Here is a 20103-nt window from a genome sequence, read left to right as displayed (position 1 = left end):
CTCACTAAAAGCTCTAGGAAATTCCCTAGCGAGACATTAAAACGACTAATTCTGATCAAATTCTATTGAAGCGGCAAGACACCCACGAAAAGCTTCATATTATCTATGTTGTAGTGCATATAGACCCTTGATAGACTTTGTGCAATTTTTAATCTTATTTCATGAAAAGAATCTTTATGCTTTGATAACAAAAACACCTGATTTAAAATCCCTCGGCTTATGGCTGTGCGGGTTCAAGTCCCGCCCCGGGCACCATATTTGAAGTTGAATAAAACGAATAAAAAAGCAATATGCAGTAATGTCGTAACCGCCCAAGGGCGGTTTTTTTGTTTTTGTTGTCTGCCTTTTACCCATAAAAAACCCGGCTAAGCCGGGCGCCTTGTTACGATTGCGGTTGTCCCACCGGTCCTGCGCCTTCGCTGGCCCCCGGAACAGGCTGATTACTTGGTGCATGTGGACGTCCATCACCGCCGACCGCGTCACTTTTATGCATACAGCCCGCAAGCGATACCAATGTTAATGTTACCAATACTGCTTTGGTTAAAACCTGCATCTGTAGCTCCTTATTAATAAGCGCTTAGCTAACCAATCTTAAAGAGATCAACGTATTGACCCTCAAGATAAGAAAAGCAGCCGCGGCGAATTACGCAAGTTAAATGCTGGCAAAATACTAAAAAACGCCGAATTTTCGGCGTTTTTCATCTCAATCCTAATTTTACCCAAGATTACCGGTTAATCGTTCATGAAAATCACTGCTGCGATTATCCAGACCAACAAACGTCACGGTCGCCCCGTGGCGCTGATAGCGGTACTCGATGGCATCGAGAGCCGCCACGCTGGATGCATCCCAAATCTGCGCGTGGGTGAGGTCAATGGTGACGGTTTTAGGATCGTGACCGTAATTAAAGTGTTCGAACAGGTCATTACTGCTGCCGAAGAACAGTGGGCCACGCACGATGTAACTGACCTGCTTTCCGTCGTCGCTCAGCTGACGTTCAGCATGGATAACGTGGGCAATGCGACGCGCGAATAGCATCATTGCCAGAATCACGCCAACCAGCACGCCAATGGCCAGGTTGCCGGTCCACACGGTGACGGCAACGGTAAGCAGCATCACAAAGGTTTCTGACCACGGCATGCGTTTCAGCGTCGCGGGTTGCAGGCTGTGCCAGTTAACGGTTTTCACCGCAACTACCATCATAATACCTGCCAGTACCACCATTGGAATCTGCGCCATAATCTGGCTAAGTCCGGTAACCAGCAGCAGCAAAACAATACCTGCCGCCAGCGTGGAAACGCGCGTCCGCGCTCTGCCTAGCTCAACATTGACGATGGTCTGGCCGATCATCGCACACCCTGCAATGCCACCATAAAAGCCCGCAAGAATATTGCCGACGCCCAGCGCCCAGGATTCACGGCGCTTGCCGGATGGCGTATCGGTAATGTCATCCACCAGTTTGGCGGTCAGCAGCGACTCCATCAGACCAACAAAAGCGATGCTCAGCGCGGTGGGCCAGATAATTTGCAACGTTTGAAGATTGATCGGCACCAATAGCGTGGTAAAGCCCGGCAAACCGGCGGTCATAGGGCCTTCATCGCCAACATTAGGCACGCGATAGCCAAGCAGCAGTGCGACGGCGGTGACCACCACAATTGCTACCAGCGGTGACGGCACGCTTTTCAATACTTTAGGCAGCAGGACGACGATCGCCAGCGTGACGGCAAACAGCCCCCACACCAGCGTGGATTGTCCCCAAACGTGCGGGACTTGCGCAAAGAAAATCAAAATGCCAAGCGCGTTAACGAAGCCAATCATCACTGAACGTGGGATATAGCGCATCATGCGCGATAAGCCGGCGAAACCAAAAATGATCTGGATGAGCCCGCCCATAATCACCGCCGGCAGAATGTACTCCACACCGTGCGCATGCACCATTGGGCCAATGACCAGCGCCACTGAACCAGCCGCAGCGGTCACCATCGCCGGACGACCGCCCAGAATCGAGAGCGTCAGACACAGCACGACCGACGCTACCAGGCTCACTTTAGGATCAACGCCCGCAATCACCGAAAATGAGATCACTTCAGGAATCAGCGCCAGTGCGGTAATGATCCCCGCCAGACATTCACGGGTTAAGAGGGCAGGCGAACGTAATACGTGCCCCACGGTGATATTGCTCTCCACCGCAGGGGTGCGCTCAGTTGGTTGGCTCATAGATTATGCAGGCTCTTTTATTATGTTGCGCATACCGTCGCGGTACGGCAGTAACCAGTTGGAATATTCAGGGAAGGATGTTACCGGGCAATGATATCTGATGCTAGCAAGATGGGAGAGGAGAAGGTGATTCCATCCCTGGAATCCGGTTTCAGACCGCGAGATCGTCAGGTGTTTTATTGACAACTAATTCGAGCAGATGGCGATAAATATCCAGCTGAATCACATCACTTTCCATTTCAAGGCGATTGATCAGGGATGAAATGATCGCTTTATTTGAAACCGGCGTACCGGCTTGCAGGATTTCGGCAATGATTTGCCCGAAAACTTCCATTTCAGTGCTATCGCTGTTACCGGCGAGGGTAAAGTAATCAGCGATGGCGTTGCTGCTGGCTGCGGCGTTTTGCATATGTGAGGCCCTTTAAATCGGTCTGATGGCAAATTTGCCTTCAGCTTCATGATGGAAAAACTTACACGCGGACAGGCGCGCAAGACCCAACTCATCAACCAACGCAAAAAGACACCTCTGAAGGTGGAAATCCACAACACCTTCAGAGGCGACGCAAAGTGCATCATTCGTTACGGAGCCATCAGCTGGCTCTCGGGACGTAAAGTTATACAATATGGCTCAACTTGTACAATGTTGATATTAAGCTATTTGTGCTAATCGTTATTTATCAGTAAATTATATTTAAATTTATTCTGTAAAATCTATACAAGCAGCCAGCCGTAACTAAAATCATGCCAACGTTGTACAACTGAATGTGAGAAATGGAACGCTATTTGGTGCGTCGAGGAGCGCTGCTGATGCCAGCACACTTTCCATTGCAGCTCACCTTCGCATATAATAACGCACTTATTTAGTTAGATATCTAATCATTAGGTCACTACGTTTTGAGCGACTATCCGCAACCTTTTTCTCGTTTACTGCATCTTACCGCTCACGCATGGCGGCTGGCAGTTGACCGTCGCTTAAAAGAGAGTGGGCTCAGCATGAGCAGCTGGATGGCAATAGCCAGCGTCGCTACCGCCACAGAGCCACCCACGCAAAAGGCATTGGCACAGCTACTCGGCCTGGAGGAAGCCAGCGTCGTTCCGCTGGTTGATCGGTTGGTGAAGCAGGCGCTGCTGGCGCGCGTCCAGCCACCTGAAGATCGACGCAAGCGCCTGCTGATCCTGACGGAGCAAGGCCACGTGGCATTTGCCGAAGTGAAAACGCAAGCCGATGCACTGCGGGCGCAGCTACTGGCGGATATCGAACCCGAATCTTTGGCGGTGACCGAAAAGGTTTTGCAGCAGCTGCTTGAACGTCTGGGAAGTGTGTGACCGTGGCGAAGCGCAATCCTTATGCCCAGCGCGAATGGCTGCCGCACGAGAAACCCATGTTGCCTGGCTCGCCTTCCACGCCGCTACATTCCCCTGCGAAGCGAATCGCCTTCGGTATTATTGGGCTGTTGATCTCGATAACCGGCGCCCTGAGTAACGCGCTGGTTTCTGCCAATCTAACCAATCTGCAGGGCACTTTTGGGGCCTACAGCAATGAGATCGCCTGGCTGCCCGCCGTTTATGTGATGGGCAATATCTCCATTAATCTGCTGTTGGTGAAGTTTCGCCAGCAGTTTGGCCTACGACTGTTTACCGAAGCGTTTTTAGTGCTGTACGTCATTGTGGCGTTCTTCCATATTCTCGCCAACGATCTCAGCTCAGCCATCATTGTCCGCACCGCACACGGTATGGTGGGGGCCGCGCTTAGCTCGCTCGGCATCTATTATCAGATTCAGGCGTGGCCAGCAAAGCATCGGCTTAAAGCGCTGGTGATCGGTATCACCGCGTCGCAGTTGGCGATTCCGCTGGCACGTTTATTTTCAACCGAGCTGTTGCAGCTGCAAGAGTGGCGCGGATTGTATCTGTTTGAGCTTGGGCTGGCGCTGATTGCGCTGGGTTGCGTGCTGGTGGTTAAATTACCGCCCGGCGACCGGATCAAAGCCTTTGAGAAGATGGATTTTGTCACTTTCATGCTACTGGCACCCGGCATGGCTTTACTGTGCGCCGTGCTGTCGCTGGGACGTATCGAGTGGTGGTTCAGTACGCCGTGGTTGGGCGTGGCATTGGCTTTGGCGCTGGTGTTGATCGTGGCGGCAATCGTCGTGGAGCACAATCGCGCCAATCCGTTAATTAACACGCGCTGGCTCAGCAACGGCATGATTGTAAGGCTGGGAATTGTGATGATCATGATGCGCATCCTGCTGGCCGAACAGAACACCGGCGCGGTTGGCTTTCTGCAGCAGCTGGGTTTGCTCAACGATCAAATGCGCGGGCTGGCATTTGCCATCATCGCCGGCGTGATTTGCGGCATGGTTGCCAGCGCCTTAACCATCAAACCGACGCATCTCAGTTGGCCGATCGTTGCCTCGCTGGTGGTGATGATCGTTGCCTCGTTGATGGATGCGCAATCCAGCCCGCTGACGCGCGGCAACAATCTTTATGTTAGTCAGTTTTTGCTGGGCTTCGGCAGCGCGTTCTTCCTCGCGCCCGCCATGCTGCTGGGGATTGGCGGCGTGGTTACGCAGCCCAAAAACCTGGTGAGCTTCGTGGTGCTGTTCGGGATGAGCCAAAATCTCGGCGGGCTCATTGGTGCGGCGATCCTTGGCACTTTCCAGACGTGGCGCGAAAAATATCACTCCAGTCTGCTGGGCGATCAGCTGTCACAGCTTGATCCGAACGTCACTGAGCGACTGAGCCAATACAGCGCGCTGTTTAGCAGCCAGCTAGCGGATAACGTACTGCTCAGCGCGCAAAGCAGCAGTCAACTGCAAACGGTGGCCACGCTGCAAGCCAACGTGCTGGCCTATAACGACACCTATTATCTCACCGCTGCGTTGGCGTTCATCACGCTGATATGGGTGTTGTACCGCCTGTCGCGGTTACGCTATATCAACTGGCGTCAGACAAAAATGGATGCGGCAAAATCATCAGTAAACCCGACGGAGAATTCATGAGCCAACAGGACGATATTCAGGCTGCGGAGCGCGAGCGCACCAACCGCCGACGCATTCTTTCCATTGCTGCCGGCAGCGGCATTGTGATTGTTGGCGTGCTGGTGATTTTGTATGCCTGGCAGTTATGGCCGTTCACTAGCACCCTGCAGGCCACGGAAAACGCCTATGTACGCGGTCAGGTCACCTTTATCAGCCCGCAGGTGAGCGGCTATCTCACCGAGGTTGACGTGGTGGATTTACAGCCGGTGACCAAAGGGCAGCTGCTGATGACCATCGACGATCGTATTTATCGTCAGCGGGTGCATCAGGCGCAGGCGCAGTTAGAGATGAAAATCGCGGCGCAAAACAATAACCAGCAGCAGCGCAAAAGTGCTGAAGCCACCATTGTTAGCAACAAAGCGGCACTGGAGAATGCCAAGGCCCAGGCGCTGAAAAGCAGCCTCGATCTCAAGCGCGTGGAGAATCTGGCAGCCGACGGCTCGCTGTCGGTACGCGAGCGCGATGCGGCACGCGCCGCCAACGCGCAGGCCGAAGCGCAGCTGCGTCAGGCGGAGGCGCAGGTAGCCGTGTCACAGCAAAATCTGCAAACCGTGGTGGTCAATCGCGGCTCGCTGCAAGCGGATGTTGCCAGCGCTCAGGCGGCGTTAGAACTGGCGAATATCGATTTGGCCAACACGCGCATTATCGCGCCGGATAGCGGGCAGCTTGGTCAACTCTCGGTGCGCAAAGGGACCTACGTCACCGCCGGAACGCGATTAACCTCCGTGGTGCCTGAAAACAAATGGGTGATCGCTAACCTGAAAGAGACCCAGCTGGCGCGCGTCCGTCCCGGCTTGCCGGTCAGCATTCGCGTCGATGCGCTCGACGGCAAGCATTATGACGGCCGCGTTGAGTTTATTTCACCCGCTGCCGGTTCCGAGTTCAGCGCTATCTCGCCAGATAACGCCACCGGCAATTTTGTGAAAATTGCCCAGCGCATTCCGGTGCGCATCAAGATTCTCAACGACGATCTGCACGCGCTGCGCCCGGGCATGTCGGTGGAAGTGGAGATTGATACTGCCGCAGAGCCGTATAAGGAAGCGCCATGAAGCGCCTACTGTTAGCCACCTGCATGGCGCTGATGGTGACAGGCTGCGCCACTGAGGTCGAAAAAGCGCCTTCATCCTTACCCATTCCGGATAACTGGCGTCAGCAGGTGGGGCCGCACGCGGCACCAGAAGCGCGCTGGTGGCAACATTTCGGCGATGATAACCTCAATCGTCTCGTTAGCCAGGCGTTGCAGCACAATAGCGATATCCTGATGGCGCGGTCGCGCGTCGATCAATACCGCGCCGAGTTGCGTGCTGCGCAGGGCGATAATTTCCCCACGCTGTCAGCGGGTGTTGCCGCTACTCACCAGCGCACACTGTCGGCGGCAACCGGCCAGCCGTATGAAAGCGCAGTGTTTCAGGGATTGCTGCAGGCTAACTATGAGGTTGATCTGTGGGGCAGTCGCAGCAGCAGCATCCGTGCCGCCGCAGCGTCGTTGGATGCGCAGCGTGCCGCCGCCTCAGCGGCCGAATTAACCGTCACCAGTTCGGTGGCATCGGGCTATCTCAGCCTGTGCGCGCTGGATGAACAGCTGCGGGTCACGCAAGCCACGCTGGCGACGCGGGAAAATTCGCTTAATCTGGCGCAGCGTCAGTTTGAAACTGGCTATACCTCACGCCTTGAATGGATGCAGGCAGCATCGGAATACCAAACGGCCAAAGCACAGGTTCCGCAGCTACAGCATCAAATTGAGCAGCAGGAGAACGCGCTCAGCGTGCTGGTGGGTATGAACCCACGTGAGATTGCGCGCAGCAGCCAGTTCGATCATATCAAGCCGCAAATCTTGCCGTCTCTGCTCCCTTCGCAGTTGCTTAATCGTCGGCCAGATATTGTGCAAGCGCAGCGCCAACTGCTGGCTGCGGATGCTTCGCTGGCGTCAACGCAGGCGAAGCTTCTCCCGTCGCTCAACCTCACCGCCAGCGGCACGTTACAAAGCAGCGAGCTGCATCAGCTATTGGATAATCCGTTCCGCTTGTGGAGTATTGGTGGCAGCATTCTGGCTCCGCTGCTCAATCGCGAAGCGCTTACTGCGCAGGTCGACGTGGCGATGGCAACGCGTAACCAGGCGCTTTATGGCTATGAGAAGGTGGTTCGCAACGCTTTCTCCGAGGTGGATAATGCGCTGGATGCGATTCGCCGCAGTCAGGAGCAGCTGGCAGAATTGCAGAAGCAGGAGAGTTATGTCGCGGAGGCGTATCGCATTGCGCATAACCGTTATCAGAATGGTTATGCATCCTACCTTGATGAGCTGGATGCCCAGCGCACGCTGTTCAGCACCCAGCTGAATATCGTGTCGGTGAAAAATACGTTGTTATTGGCACAGATCGATCTTTATCGCGCGTTGGGCGGAGGCTGGCAGGGGTAACGCCGTTGATCGTGTATTTTGGCCCCGCTATTCAGCTGCCTGCGTCAGCTCAGGCAGCATAACAGCCTGCTTAACAATCCTTTTCTCACGTGTTATGTCGACCGCCTTATTTTCTCACGGACCTTTTTTTAACTGGAAAGTTCAGGAAACTTCTTGCTTTCGCCGTTCGACTGCGCATAATCGCAAACCGCAATAATAATGATTATCAATACGTTTGCATTAGGGGATCTCCATGCGCAACACGCCTTTCAATCCCGGACTGAAACCGACGCTGTTGGCCGTAATGGTCAGCGCCGGTTGTTTGCCAGTGATGGCTGCTTCTACCAACACCACAACTTCAACTGATGCGAAGAACGAACAGCAGACGCTGACCGTGACCGCAGCACCGCAAACCGATTTCAAACCAGGCGGCGACGATCTGGTACCTGCTTACCTTGATGGGCAGGTGGCTCACGGCGGCCGCCTTGGCATGCTGGGCGAACAGAATGCGATGGACGTGCCGTTCAACGTGATTGGCTTCACTTCGAAGATGATTCAGGACCAGCAGGCGCAAACCATCGGTGACGTGGTGCGCAACGATGCTGGCGTGCAAAATCTGAAAGGCTACGGCAACTTCGCGGAAAGCTATCGCATTCGTGGCTTCAAGCTGGATGGCGATGCCATGACCTATGGCGGGCTGGCCGGCATTGTGCCACGTCAGGTAATGGATGCTTCGCTGATTGACCGCGTGGAAATTTTCAAAGGTGCCAACGCATTGTTGAACGGCTCGGCCGAGAGCGGCGTTGGCGGCATGATTAATCTTGAACCAAAGCATGCGGATGATACGCCACTGACGCGTATCGGCGTGGATTATACCTCGGGTTCGCAGGTCGGCGGCAGTGCCGATATTGGCCGTCGTTTTGGCGACAATAACCAATTTGGCGTGCGTCTGAATGCGGTGAATCGTGAAGGCGGCACCGAGATAGACGGCGAGAAAAAACGGACTACGGCGGCATCACTTGGTCTGGATTATCGTGGCGATCGTCTGCGCACGTCGCTGGACGTGGGTTATCAGAAGAAAACTTTCCACGATGCGCGTAATGGCATCAATATCAGCAATATTGATTTCATTCCTGATGTGCCGTCTAACTCGAAAAACTACAGCCAGAACTGGGTGTTCAGCGATATTCAATCAGAATTCGGATTGGCGAAAGCCGAGTACGATCTGACCGATCAGTGGACCGCCTATGCGGGACTTGGCGCGCAGCACACGCATGAGGTGGGCAACTACGGTATTCCAAAGGTGTTGGATAGCGCAGGCAACGCCACTATTGGCCGTTTCAGAACCAACCGTGTGCAAGACAATATGAGCGGCATGGTGGGGCTGCGTGGCGATTTCACTACCGGTCCGGTGACGCATAAAGTTAACGTTGGTTACTCGGCGATGACCGCGAATGCCAAAAACAGTTACCGCATGTCGTCGGGTAATGATGCCGATGTGAATATTTACCAGCCGCAGGATGTGACCGAGCCGGACAATGTTTTCTCTGGCGGCACCAAATTTAGCGATCCTTTGACCACTTACCGCTCGCGTTCACAAGGTTATCTGCTGAGCGATACGCTGGGCTTCTTTGATGACACCTTGCTGGCAACGCTGGGGGCTCGCCATCAGAAAGTGGTGGTGCGTAACTATGGTTACGACGGGGCGGAAGATGCCGGCACCCGCTTTGACAGCAGTCGCTGGTTGCCAGCTTATGGGCTGCTGTATAAAGCCACCGGAAACATCTCGCTGTATGCCAACCATACCGAATCATTGACGCCGGGTACTGCTGCACCGTTTGGTACCAGCAACTACGGCAGCGTAACCGGGATTGTGCATGCCAAACAGAATGAAGTGGGCGTAAAAGCGGACTTTGGTCGCGTAGGCGGATCGTTGGCGCTATTTGAAATCAAACAGCCGGTTGGCGTGAAAAATAACAACGTATACCAGCTGAATGGTGAACAGCGTAATCGCGGCGTGGAACTGAACGTCTTCGGTGAACCGGTGCTGGGCCTGCGCCTCAACAGTAGCGCGACCTGGATTGATCCAGACATGACGAAAACGGGCGACAGTGATCAAAATGGCAAGAATGCCATTGGCGTGCCGCGCTTCACTGCGGCGCTGGGCGCGGAGTACGACATCAAACCGGTCGATGGACTCACGGCAACCGCTTTGCTGAATTACACCGGCTCTCAGTACGCTGACCTGGCGAATAACATGAAACTGGACGATTACACTACGCTGGACTTAGGGCTGCGTTATCGCATGAAAGTTAATCAGAACGATATGGTGTGGCGTGTGGGCGTTGATAACGTGACCAATGAGAAATATTGGGCAAACGTAGATGACAGCGGCACCTATTTGTCACAGGGCGAACCACGCACCGTGAAAGTCTCATTGAGCTACGATTTCTAATCTGTACCCAACGGGGCGTCTTCACGCCCCGTTATCATCCTGTTGAGAAATAATCCTGTACCTTACCGCACTTTGCATTACACTCTCCTCGGCAATCCTGCTCGAAAACTCGCCCTATGTTTGAGTCACCATGAGTTCACCTGCACCACCTGACGATCACGACGAACCTTATCGCCAACCGCTGGATGATGCGCTCTTCGCCATAGTGGTGCTTGCAGTGACGTCGGTTACCCTTATAATCTTCGTCCTGATGATTACGCTGTGGATGAGTTAACGTCAGCAACGGGAAAGGGAGGTCTGTGAGGAGATGTCGATGGAATCCAGAGATGACAAACTGATCGCCATAATTGGCCTGTTATCCGCCTGTTTGATTGGCGTGGTGTTTCTCTTCACCATGACCTGGCTCACCGACGTGCGTCACCCGGTGGATCCAACCTTGGATGTCCAAACCTGTCCTCAGAACAGGGTAAACACCCAGCAGTCTTAATCCCTTTTCTGCCAACTTTGCCACTTAATCTGTTGACTGCGTAACTCCAGCGCCAGCGCTTCATGCAGAGTGCGATTGCCGTTAGGATCGCCCAGGCCAAACAGCGCGCCTGGTGAACGTCTATCGTCGGCCCATGCCGGATACTCCACCACCGGATAGAGTGAAATACCTTCCAGCGCCACACCTTGCTCTAACGCCAGCCGCGCTTCTTCGCTCACCTGACGCAGCCAGGGCGCACGCGCATCACCTTCGGCCCCGGTTTCTGCCAGCAGCATGGGGCGCTGATAGCGTTGCCAGCACTGCATCAGCAAACGGTGCAGCGGTTGACGCGTTGGGTGATCGAGCGGAATGGTTTCACCTGAAAAGAACCAGTGATTATCGGGGTAATAATTGAGGCCAAGAATATCGAGAAAATCCTCGCGGCCTCCCAGTTCCGGTGCATCGCGTCCGGCCAGCCAATCCCAGGCTTCAAATTGCGCCTGATGCTGCGCGTCGGCGTAAGGTTTACTGTCAGGATTATCGGGATGCGTTGCTACCTGTACCAGCGGATCGGTCAACACAAAGCGTGCATCCGGATAAATGTCTCGAATGGCGTGCATCGCCGCCAGCGAGGCGCGGACTAACTGGCGTTTTAATTCTCTGCCACGATCGCTGGCATAAGGATCGAGCCAGGATACGTCGGCGCCTGCCCACGACCAGAATGAAATTTGATTAATCGGTGTAAAAAACGGTTTTTCAACGCCTTCGTCATGCATCAGCTGCGCCATCGCGCGCGCGAAGCGCTCAAAGTGATCGACAAAGCTGGCTTTCCAAATATCAAGATGATCGGGGTAGCCGAAGTGCGCCAGCTCCCAGATAATCTGCACATCATGACGCGCCGCTGCGTGCACCATGGGCAGAAACGAGCGCCAGTCATATTCATTGGGTGTGGCTTCAATCAGATGCCAGCGCGCACCATCGCGCGCCGTGCGTAATCCTTCTTGTGCTAGCGCGGCATAATCTTTTTCCAGCAGCATGTCATGCCCGCTGCTGATCACCATATCCAGCCTGCGTCCGCCTGCCCGACAGGCGGTGGAACAGGGAAAACTGCCTTGAAAGAAGCTTTGGAACAGCTGAGGGTGATGGCGCAGGGTTTGCTGAGTCATAATCCTCTCCTCACGATGAAGGCCGGATGCAGAACGCTTGGCTAAGTCTAGACTAAATAAACGTTGTGCCAGTGGGCAGAAGTGGAAGGCTCTGATTGCTTCTCTGCGCGGCGATACTAACAATTATAGGTCCACAGCTTTCAGGGATTCACTATGAGTGAAGCAGCAACATCTTTGCCGCCCGAAGAACCAGCGGGCAGGGGGCTAAAGCCAGGTGTCGACGCGCGCTGCGCCTTACATCCTGGCAAGAGCGGCATTCATCCGCTTAACGACGGGTTGGATGCCTTTGCAGCGCGCTATCAACTGATGAGCATGGCGCAGCACACCATTGATGTGCAGTACTACATATGGCACAACGACATGTCTGGGCGCTTATTGTTTAGCGCGCTGCTGGATGCCGCCGAGCGCGGTGTGAAGGTGCGTTTGTTGCTGGATGACAACAACACGCCGGGTTTGGATGAAACGCTGGCCGAACTCGATCGGCATGCCAATATCGCCGTGCGTCTGTTCAACCCATTCTCATTCCGTACGCTACGTGCGCTTGGCTATCTCACCGATTTTTCCCGCCTTAATCGGCGTATGCACAATAAAAGTTTAACGGTGGATGGCGCTGCCACGCTGGTGGGCGGTCGTAATATCGGCGATGAGTATTTTGGTACCGGCAATGAACCGCTGTTTACCGATTTGGATGTGCTGGCGATTGGTCCAGTCGTCGATGAAGTGACGCAGGATTTTGAACGCTATTGGCGCAGCAAAGCGGTGTCACCGCTGCGCAAGGTGGTTGATGTTAGCGGCGATGCGCATCAGGCGGTGCGATTGCCGGTTGAATGGCAGCAGAGTGAAGCCGTTGAGCGCTATCTGGCGCGACTCAAGCACTCTTCGTTTATTAGCCAGATGGAGCAGGGCGAGCTGGATATGACGTGGGCGGCGTCACGACTGCTGAGCGACGATCCACGTAAAGGCCTTGGAAAGGCGAAACGCCGCAATTTACTGCCCCAGCGTATGCTGGAGGTCATCGGCACGCCGCAGCAGCAGTTTGATATTATCTCCGCCTACTTTGTTCCTACGCGTTCCGGTGTGGCACAGCTGCTGGCGCTGAAGCGGCGCGGCGTCAAAATTGCGGTACTGACCAATTCACTGGCGGCTAATGACGTTACGGTGGTGCACGCCGGTTATGCGCGCTGGCGTAAAAAGCTGCTGCGCCACGGCATCGCTTTGTATGAACTAAAACCGCAGGATAACCAGCAAAGCGCACCGCATGACCGCGGGTTAACCGGTAACTCGGGTTCAAGTCTGCATGCCAAAACGTTTACCGTAGATAAACGTAAGGTGTTTATTGGATCGTTTAATTTTGATCCACGATCGGCGGTGCTAAATACCGAAATGGGACTGGTCATTGAGAGTGAAGCCCTGGCGCAGCAAACCCATCAGCGTTTTATCGCTGGGATGCGCGATCGTGCCTGGACGCTACGTCTGGATAAATGGGGACGCGTTAACTGGGTAGAGTTTGCCGGAGAGCAGGGCGAAGTGGTGCATAAACATGAGCCGCAGTGCACGCTAATGCAGCGTTTGCTGGTGCGTTTGGTGTGGCGATTACCCGTGGAGTGGTTGCTCTAAAGCAATCGGGCCAGCTTAGCTGGCCCGACGTCTATTTGCGCTGCGGCTTACCTGAGAACAGGAAGCGCAGCAGCGGAATACGCAGATGAATTTCGTACAGCGTAAAGGCCACGCCAAATACCATCAACAAGCCAAGGAAGAAGCCAAGCGTGTTGCTGCCAATGTGCGGCGTAATGTAGATGCCGTACAGAATGGTCAGCGGATGGTGTACCAGATAGATAAACAGCGAAGCATTAACCAGATACATGATGCGCGGAGAGTGACTGTTTAGCAGATTGTGGCCGAAGCTAAAACAGACATTCAGCATGCACAATCCCATCAACGTCGAAACAAGCATATCAATTTCGTAAAGCCAGCCCTCACCGCTGCTGTATCGCTGATTCAGGCTGTAAGCAATGAATACCGCAATGGCGCCAAAGCACACAACGGGATTGAAGCGGACAAACAGCGCTTTCAATGCCTGATGTTTCCAACTGAGCGCGCCTAACATGAAGAACGGCAAGAACATCAACGTTTGCATCACGGCAATGCTAAACAGGCCATCGGCGAATACGGCCGGAGCCACAATAAATAATACGCGCCGGAAAATACACCAAACCAGCGCGTAAGCCAGCAGCGCCAGCGTGAGTTTCCCCCAGCCAATCTGCTGATAATCAATGCGACGCTGCTGTGTGCTCAGCCAGCGAAACGCCAACATCCCGAACGTGGTCAGGATCACCAGGACCAATAAGAACCACAGGTGCGAGATCAGCTCCCACATCAGCGTGTTGTATTTGTCGTAGAGCGAAAATTGGTTCCAGTCACCTATCTTATCGGTGAGGTTTTTGGTGATGAAAAACTGCGGCAGGGTGATGAGCGGAACCGCCGTTAACAGCGGAATGCCGACGCGCTCCAGACGCACCTTCAGCCAGCGCTGCGGCTGATAGCGCAAGTAAAGCATGTAGGAAAAATAGCCTGAAATTACAAAGAACACCTGCATGCGGAAGGCGTGAATAAAATCATTCAATACCGTCAACCACATTGAGGCGTCATGGCTGTTGACGGCCCATCGTTGCGTAGAGTAAATCAGGGAGACGTGAAATGGCACGCCTAATAACATTAAATACGCTCGAATCGAGTCGAGGAAATATTCACGTTGGGGTTTAGCTGAACTCATAATCTTCCAATAGTCAGTTTACTTGCCGGTTTCGCCCTGAAACCGGATTATGCCGAATGAAAATTCTACCGGCTGTAAACAGGGTATACTATCAGGTGAATCTGTAGGTGATTTTGCAGGGTTTAATTATCCGAAAAGCACACTTTCAGCTTACAAATCAGCGGAACAATCTTTTACATACGCTGTCGGAAAACCGAATAATCCTTTAAGATAAGCGGGTTTGATCTAAGCACACGAAAGGGGGGGATGTGCTGAATAATGTGAATAATAAAGTGGGACTGGTAAAGATGCGCTGGGTAGGCGCGGCAGTTCTGCTGGCTATGTATGCCAACAATAGTTGGGCGTTTAACATCGATGATGTAGCAAAACAAGCCAAGGCGTTGGCAGGGAAAAGTTTCGAAGCGCCAAAGAGCAATTTACCCTCTCAGTTTCGTGAAATGAAATTTGCTGATTATCAGCAGATCCAGTTTAACCACGACAAAGCTTATTGGGGCAAACTGCGCACGCCGTTTAAGCTTGAGTTCTATCATCAGGGCATGTATTTCGATACGCCGGTGAAAATTAATGAAGTCACCGCGTCTTCCGTGCGTGAAATTAAATATAACCCTGACTATTTCAATTTCGGCAACGTAAAGCACGATGCTGATTCAGTCAAAAACCTCGGCTTTGCTGGGTTTAAGGTGTTGTATCCTTTAAATAAAAAAGGAAAAGACGACGAAATTTCCAGCTTCCTTGGCGCCAGCTATTTCCGTGTGATTGGCGAAGGGCAAGTGTATGGTCTTTCCGCGCGTGGTCTGGCGATTGACACCGCGCTGCCTTCCGGCGAAGAGTTCCCGCGCTTTAAAGAGTTCTGGATTGAGCGTCCAAAACCGCAGGATAAACAGCTGGTGATTTATGCGCTGCTGGATTCGCCACGTGCGTCCGGTGCCTATCGCTTCACCATCCGTCCGGGCAAAGAATCAACCGTTGATGTGCAATCCAAAGTTTACCTACGTGATAACGTTGGCAAGCTTGGCGTTGCGCCGCTGACCAGTATGTTCCTGTTTGGTGCGAACCAGCCATCGCCGGTGACCAACTTCCGTTCAGAGCTGCACGATTCGAACGGTCTTTCCATTCACGCGGGTAATGGGGAGTGGATTTGGCGTCCGCTGAATAACCCGAAACATCTGGCGGTGAGCACCTTTACCGTTGAGAACCCGAAAGGCTTTGGTCTGCTGCAGCGCACGCGTGACTTCAGCCGTTTCCAGGATCTCGACGATCGCTACGACCTGCGCCCAAGTGGCTGGGTTGAGCCGCAGGGTGATTGGGGTAAAGGCCGCGTTGAGCTGGTAGAGATTCCGACCGCCGATGAAACCAACGATAATATCGTTGCTTTCTGGACGCCGGAAAAACTGCCAGAGCCGGGCAAAGAGATGAACTTCCAGTATCGTCTGCACTTCACCCGTGACGAGAACCAGCTGCACTCAGACGACATTGCCTGGGTGAAAGACACGCTGCGTTCCGCTGGCGATGTTAAACAGTCGAATCTGGTGCGTCAGCCAGACGGTTCGATCGCCTTCACCGTGGATTTCGTTGGCAAAGCGATGAGCAAGCTGCCGGAAGATACGCAAGTGGCTCCGCAGGTTAGCGTGGGTAATAACGCTGATGTGGTTGAGCAAAGCGTTCGCTACAATCCGGTGACCAAAGGCTGGCGTTTAGTGTTGCGTCTGCGTGTGAAAGATAACAAGCAGCCAACCGAGATGCGCGCAGCGCTGGTGAGCGGCGACAAGACATTGACGGAAACCTGGAGCTATCAGCTACCTGCCAATGAATAAATCGATATTTCTACCTCAATCCTACGTGGAGGCCCTGCCGCTTGATGCGGCAGGGCGTGCCCGTCTGAGCGATTCACTCCAGAATGCGCAGGCGTTCCACGCTATTCATTCGACGCTGGGGCAGGATATCGCCGCCAGCGAGCGTCCGGACGATGCGCCGCTGAAATCGGTCTCGTCCCGTGTGCAAATGGCCTGGCCTGACTCGTTGGCGGAGGGTCAACAGCTGAGCAAGGATTATCTCGATCGCACCACGCTAAAGGCCATGCCAAAGGTGAAGCGTTCGCTGATGTTTCCTGAGGTGTGGCGTACTAACCCCATTGCGCGCGCCTGGGATTCGGTACGTGGTAAGAAATCCACGCCGCGCTATGCTTCGGTGGAAGAGCAGAAAACCGAAGATAAGTGGCGTCACGTGGGTTCCATGCGCCGTTACGTGCTGCTGATTCTGACGATTCTGCAAACCGTCGTGGCTACCTGGTACATGAAAACCATTCTGCCCTATCAGGGCTGGACGCTGATCGATCCCATCGAGATGTTTAACCAGAACTGGTTGCAGTCAGTTGAGCTGATCCTGCCTTACATTTTGCAGACCGGGATTCTGTTCCTGTTTGCCATTTTGTTCTGCTGGGTTTCTGCCGGTTTCTGGACCGCGCTGATGGGCTTCCTGCAGTTGCTGATTGGGCGTGATAAATACAGTATTTCGTATTCAACCACCGGTGATGAACCGCTGAATCCGGAACACCGTACGGCACTGATCATGCCAATCTGTAATGAAGACGTTGAGCGTGTGTTTGCCGGCCTGCGTGCGACCTGGGAATCGGTCAAACGTACCGGCAATGCCGAGCACTTTGACGTTTACATTCTGAGCGACAGCTACGATGCGGATATCGCTATCGCCGAGCAAAAAGCTTGGATGGAGCTGGTGCGTGATGTCGGCGGTGCAGGTAAGATTTTCTATCGCCGTCGTCGTCGTCGTGTGAAGCGTAAAAGCGGCAACATCGATGACTTCTGCCGCCGCTGGGGCAGCAACTACAGCTACATGGTGGTGCTGGATGCCGACAGCGTGATGAGCGGTGAGTGTCTTACCGGTCTGGTACGCATGATGGAAGCCAACCCGAACGCCGGTATTATCCAGTCGTCGCCAAAAGCGTCAGGCATGGATACGCTGTATGCGCGCTGTCAGCAGTTTGCTACGCGTGTGTATGGCCCGCTGTTTACCGCCGGCTTGCACTTCTGGCAACTGGGTGAATCACATTACTGGGGCCACAACGCCATTATTCGTGTGAAGCCCTTCATCGAACACTGTGCGTTAGCACCGCTGCCAGGAGAAGGTTCTTTCGCCGGTTCCATCCTTTCACATGACTTCGTCGAGGCGGCGCTGATGCGTCGTGCAGGCTGGGGTGTATGGATCGCCTACGACCTGCCGGGTTCCTATGAAGAATTGCCGCCGAACCTGCTGGATGAGCTCAAGCGCGACCGTCGCTGGTGTCACGGCAACCTCATGAACTTCCGCTTGTTCCTAGTGAAAGGTATGCATCCGGTTCACCGCGCGGTATTCCTGACGGGCGTGATGTCCTATCTGTCTGCGCCGCTATGGTTTATGTTCCTCGCGCTTTCCACCGCCTTACAGGTGGTGCATACGCTGATGGAACCGACCTACTTCCTGCAGCCGCGCCAATTGTTCCCGGTGTGGCCGCAGTGGCGACCGGACCTGGCGATTGCGCTGTTCTCAACTACGCTGGTTCTGCTGTTCCTGCCGAAGTTGCTGAGCGTGGTGCTGATCTGGTTCAAAGGCGCAAAACCTTACGGTGGTGCCATCCGCTTGTTCTGCTCGCTGATTCTGGAGATGCTGTTCTCGGTGCTGTTAGCACCGGTGCGCATGCTGTTCCACACCGTATTCGTGGTCAGCGCGTTCCTCGGTTGGGAAGTGGTGTGGAATTCGCCGCAGCGTGACGACGATGCCACGCCGTGGGGTGAAGCCTTCCGTCGCCATGGTTCGCAGATGCTATTAGGTCTGGTGTGGGCGGGCGGCATGGGCTTGCTCGATCTCAACTTCCTGTGGTGGCTGTCGCCGATTGTCTTCTCACTTATTCTGTCGCCGTTTGTTTCGGTGATGTCGAGCCGTGCCACGGTAGGGCAGAAGAGTAAGAACGCCAAACTGTTCCTGATTCCGGAAGAGTACGAGCCGCCGAAAGAGTTGGTCGATACCGATCATTATCTGCAGATTAACCGTCAACGTGCGCTGAAAAATGGCTTTATGCACGCGCTGTTCAATCCCGCGTTTAACGCTCTGGCGACGGCAATGGCCACCTCACGTCACAAGCAGAGCGATTTGCTGGACCATGCACGCGATCGTCGTGTTGATCAGGCACTGAGTGACGCACCAGAAAAACTGAACCGCGAGCAGCGTTTGCAGCTGATCAGCGATCCGGTGGTTCTGGCACGCGTACACTCACGCCTGTGGGAAAGTGCGGACAAATATCATCAGTGGGTAGAAAGCTATCAAAAGCTGAAGCTCAATCCTGAAGCGCTGCCACAGCGTTAAGGATAGAAAAGTAAAAAGCGGCAGAAATGCCGCTTTTTTTTCGTCTTTAATCTGGCTGAATTAACGTAATCTTTACGTCTGAAGGTGTGGTTATTTCACCTCACAGGCGTTTAAACTGGCACCCGTTCATTGTGAGTAAACGTTGTGAATTATTTCCTAAAAGTCGCCGCGCTTAGCGCCGCTATCCTATTACTTACCGGCTGTGGCAGCATTATTAGCCGTACTATTCCCGGACAGGGGCACGGCAATCAATATTATCCCGGCGTGCAATGGGATGTTCGTGACGGACCCTGGCGCGTGCTAACCATTCTCGATCTTCCGCTCTCATTAGTAATGGACACACTTTTGCTGCCCGTTGATGCTAGCCATGGCCCGTACGAATAACCTTTAAGACAGGTTGTCCGAGGGGCTATTATCGTCTTCCCACTCTTGCGCCGCCGCTTCGCCTTCTTCCAGGTCACGCGGTGGTTCAAGCTGGAATTCGCCTTCATCCCACTCATGCAGGGTGTTTTCTGCTTGCCACTCCTGACGCAGTTCGACTTCATCGTAATCGCCGTCAAACACCGCCTGTGCGGCTTCTCCGCTGGAGATCGGCAGGCATTCACCTTGCCCATCCTCTTCTGCGAAAAATTCTGCCTGCCACATAATGTCGCCGTCCTGCATCACATACTTCTGTAGTGCAAACTGGCTGACGCTGGCATCGTCTTCGGCGATGTCAGGTTGGCTGGCGAGAAACTCTTCACGTGCGGCTTCAATGGCTTCTTCTAGGGTGCTATACAGGCTCATCATCAACTCCATGTCTGTTAAAAAGGGATTTCACAGAAGGATAGACGAAAAATCACGAAGTGAAGGGCAAAGAGCAAATATTGATTGGGCGGTTGATTGAAATTCAACCGCCCAACAGGTCAGGCTATTTTCTGCGGAAAATGTAATACAGGACGGACTGATTCATGAATAATTGGAGCCGAGTAGCGGATACAACATTTAATACAGGGTTTGACTTTTTTGAAATTAATGCGTGCTGTCGAAAGCGCCTGATTTAAATTATAGAGGGTGCCAATAAAAACCATATCCTCTTTAACCGGCAGGCGTTTACACTCTTTGCGATGTAGAAGATGATAGCCTTCATGATCGGTACTGATCGTGACATAGTAATAGATGCCTTTATTCATTTTATAGTTTCCTGAGATATATTTGCTGTGTGTAATCTTTTTATATTTTTTTCAAAATTGAACTTAT

18 protein-coding genes are annotated in these 20103 nt (G+C 53.5%); 11 read left to right on the top strand and 7 right to left on the bottom strand.

Annotated features, from left to right (window positions below):
* Positions 1-174: 174 nt before the first annotated feature.
* From AAGR08_RS11485 to AAGR08_RS11475, 3 genes are all read right to left on the bottom strand, one after another.
* Positions 175-453, bottom strand: a complete 279-nt coding sequence (locus tag AAGR08_RS11485; protein ID WP_345826904.1) for a hypothetical protein — start codon at positions 451-453, stop codon at positions 175-177.
* Positions 454-715: 262 nt separating this feature from the next.
* Positions 716-2215 (bottom strand): SulP family inorganic anion transporter, encoded by a 1500-nt coding sequence (locus AAGR08_RS11480; RefSeq protein WP_345826903.1) that lies wholly within the window; start codon positions 2213-2215, stop codon positions 716-718.
* Positions 2216-2366: 151 nt separating this feature from the next.
* Positions 2367-2624: a biofilm/acid-resistance regulator YmgB/AriR gene (locus tag AAGR08_RS11475; RefSeq protein ID WP_097094298.1), complete on the bottom strand. Its 258-nt coding sequence runs from the start codon at positions 2622-2624 to the stop codon at positions 2367-2369.
* 485 nt (positions 2625-3109) lie between these two features.
* Here AAGR08_RS11475 and AAGR08_RS11470 point away from each other — a divergent pair, with 485 nt between their 5' ends.
* The 7 genes from AAGR08_RS11470 to AAGR08_RS11440 all read left to right on the top strand — a co-directional run bounded on the left by AAGR08_RS11470 (position 3110) and on the right by AAGR08_RS11440 (position 10590).
* The gene (locus AAGR08_RS11470) at positions 3110-3541 is read left to right on the top strand and encodes a MarR family transcriptional regulator (RefSeq protein ID WP_097094297.1); all 432 of its coding nucleotides are present in this window, start codon (positions 3110-3112) and stop codon (positions 3539-3541) included.
* Positions 3542-3543: 2 nt separating this feature from the next.
* A complete protein-coding gene (locus AAGR08_RS11465; RefSeq protein WP_097097556.1) occupies positions 3544-5214 on the top strand; it encodes an MFS transporter in 1671 nt (556 codons plus the stop codon).
* Positions 5211-6302 (top strand): HlyD family secretion protein, encoded by a 1092-nt coding sequence (locus AAGR08_RS11460; RefSeq protein ID WP_345826902.1) that lies wholly within the window; start codon positions 5211-5213, stop codon positions 6300-6302. The genes AAGR08_RS11465 and AAGR08_RS11460 overlap by 4 nt, the downstream gene beginning before the upstream one ends.
* A complete protein-coding gene (locus tag AAGR08_RS11455) occupies positions 6299-7669 on the top strand; it encodes an efflux transporter outer membrane subunit (RefSeq protein WP_345826901.1) in 1371 nt (456 codons plus the stop codon). The genes AAGR08_RS11460 and AAGR08_RS11455 overlap by 4 nt, the downstream gene beginning before the upstream one ends.
* A 232-nt stretch (positions 7670-7901) precedes the next feature.
* On the top strand, positions 7902-10103 hold the full coding sequence (locus tag AAGR08_RS11450; RefSeq protein WP_345826900.1) for a TonB-dependent siderophore receptor: 2202 nt from the start codon (positions 7902-7904) through the stop codon (positions 10101-10103).
* A gap of 130 nt (positions 10104-10233) precedes the next feature.
* Positions 10234-10377, top strand: coding sequence for a hypothetical protein (locus AAGR08_RS11445; protein ID WP_007893692.1), 144 nt, complete (start codon positions 10234-10236; stop codon positions 10375-10377).
* A 39-nt stretch (positions 10378-10416) separates the two neighbouring features.
* Positions 10417-10590, top strand: coding sequence for a hypothetical protein (locus AAGR08_RS11440; protein ID WP_176519118.1), 174 nt, complete (start codon positions 10417-10419; stop codon positions 10588-10590).
* On the opposite strand, the gene AAGR08_RS11435 is transcribed toward AAGR08_RS11440, so the two are convergent.
* Complete coding sequence (locus AAGR08_RS11435; RefSeq protein WP_345826899.1) at positions 10587-11735, bottom strand: beta-glucosidase; 1149 nt, start codon at positions 11733-11735, stop codon at positions 10587-10589. The genes AAGR08_RS11440 and AAGR08_RS11435 overlap by 4 nt on opposite strands.
* 153 nt (positions 11736-11888) lie before the next feature.
* On the opposite strand from AAGR08_RS11435, the gene AAGR08_RS11430 reads away from it, so the two are divergent.
* On the top strand, positions 11889-13352 hold the full coding sequence (locus tag AAGR08_RS11430) for a phospholipase D family protein (protein ID WP_345826898.1): 1464 nt from the start codon (positions 11889-11891) through the stop codon (positions 13350-13352).
* Positions 13353-13383: 31 nt separating this feature from the next.
* On the opposite strand, the gene mdoC is transcribed toward AAGR08_RS11430, so the two are convergent.
* A complete protein-coding gene (gene mdoC, locus AAGR08_RS11425) occupies positions 13384-14508 on the bottom strand; it encodes a glucans biosynthesis protein MdoC (protein WP_345826897.1) in 1125 nt (374 codons plus the stop codon).
* Positions 14509-14786: 278 nt separating this feature from the next.
* Between mdoC and AAGR08_RS11420 the strand changes: the two genes are divergently transcribed.
* From AAGR08_RS11420 to AAGR08_RS11410, 3 genes are all read left to right on the top strand, one after another.
* Positions 14787-16322: a glucan biosynthesis protein gene (locus AAGR08_RS11420; RefSeq protein ID WP_176519187.1), complete on the top strand. Its 1536-nt coding sequence runs from the start codon at positions 14787-14789 to the stop codon at positions 16320-16322.
* On the top strand, positions 16315-18864 hold the full coding sequence (gene mdoH, locus AAGR08_RS11415; protein ID WP_097094289.1) for a glucans biosynthesis glucosyltransferase MdoH: 2550 nt from the start codon (positions 16315-16317) through the stop codon (positions 18862-18864). Before AAGR08_RS11420 ends, mdoH begins: the two co-directional genes overlap by 8 nt.
* A 144-nt stretch (positions 18865-19008) precedes the next feature.
* Complete coding sequence (locus AAGR08_RS11410) at positions 19009-19248, top strand: YceK/YidQ family lipoprotein (RefSeq protein WP_097094288.1); 240 nt, start codon at positions 19009-19011, stop codon at positions 19246-19248.
* A 3-nt stretch (positions 19249-19251) separates the two neighbouring features.
* On the opposite strand, the gene AAGR08_RS11405 is transcribed toward AAGR08_RS11410, so the two are convergent.
* Both AAGR08_RS11405 and AAGR08_RS11400 read right to left on the bottom strand, forming a co-directional pair.
* Complete coding sequence (locus tag AAGR08_RS11405) at positions 19252-19650, bottom strand: MysB family protein (RefSeq protein ID WP_097094287.1); 399 nt, start codon at positions 19648-19650, stop codon at positions 19252-19254.
* Positions 19651-19769: 119 nt separating this feature from the next.
* Positions 19770-20036: a hypothetical protein gene (locus AAGR08_RS11400; RefSeq protein ID WP_097094286.1), complete on the bottom strand. Its 267-nt coding sequence runs from the start codon at positions 20034-20036 to the stop codon at positions 19770-19772.
* Positions 20037-20103 lie beyond the last annotated feature (67 nt).

Source organism: Pantoea sp. BRR-3P (assembly GCF_039621635.1).
GTDB classification, from domain to species: Bacteria; Pseudomonadota; Gammaproteobacteria; order Enterobacterales; family Enterobacteriaceae; genus Pantoea; species Pantoea floridensis.
This window is presented reverse-complemented; position numbering and strand designations above follow the sequence as displayed.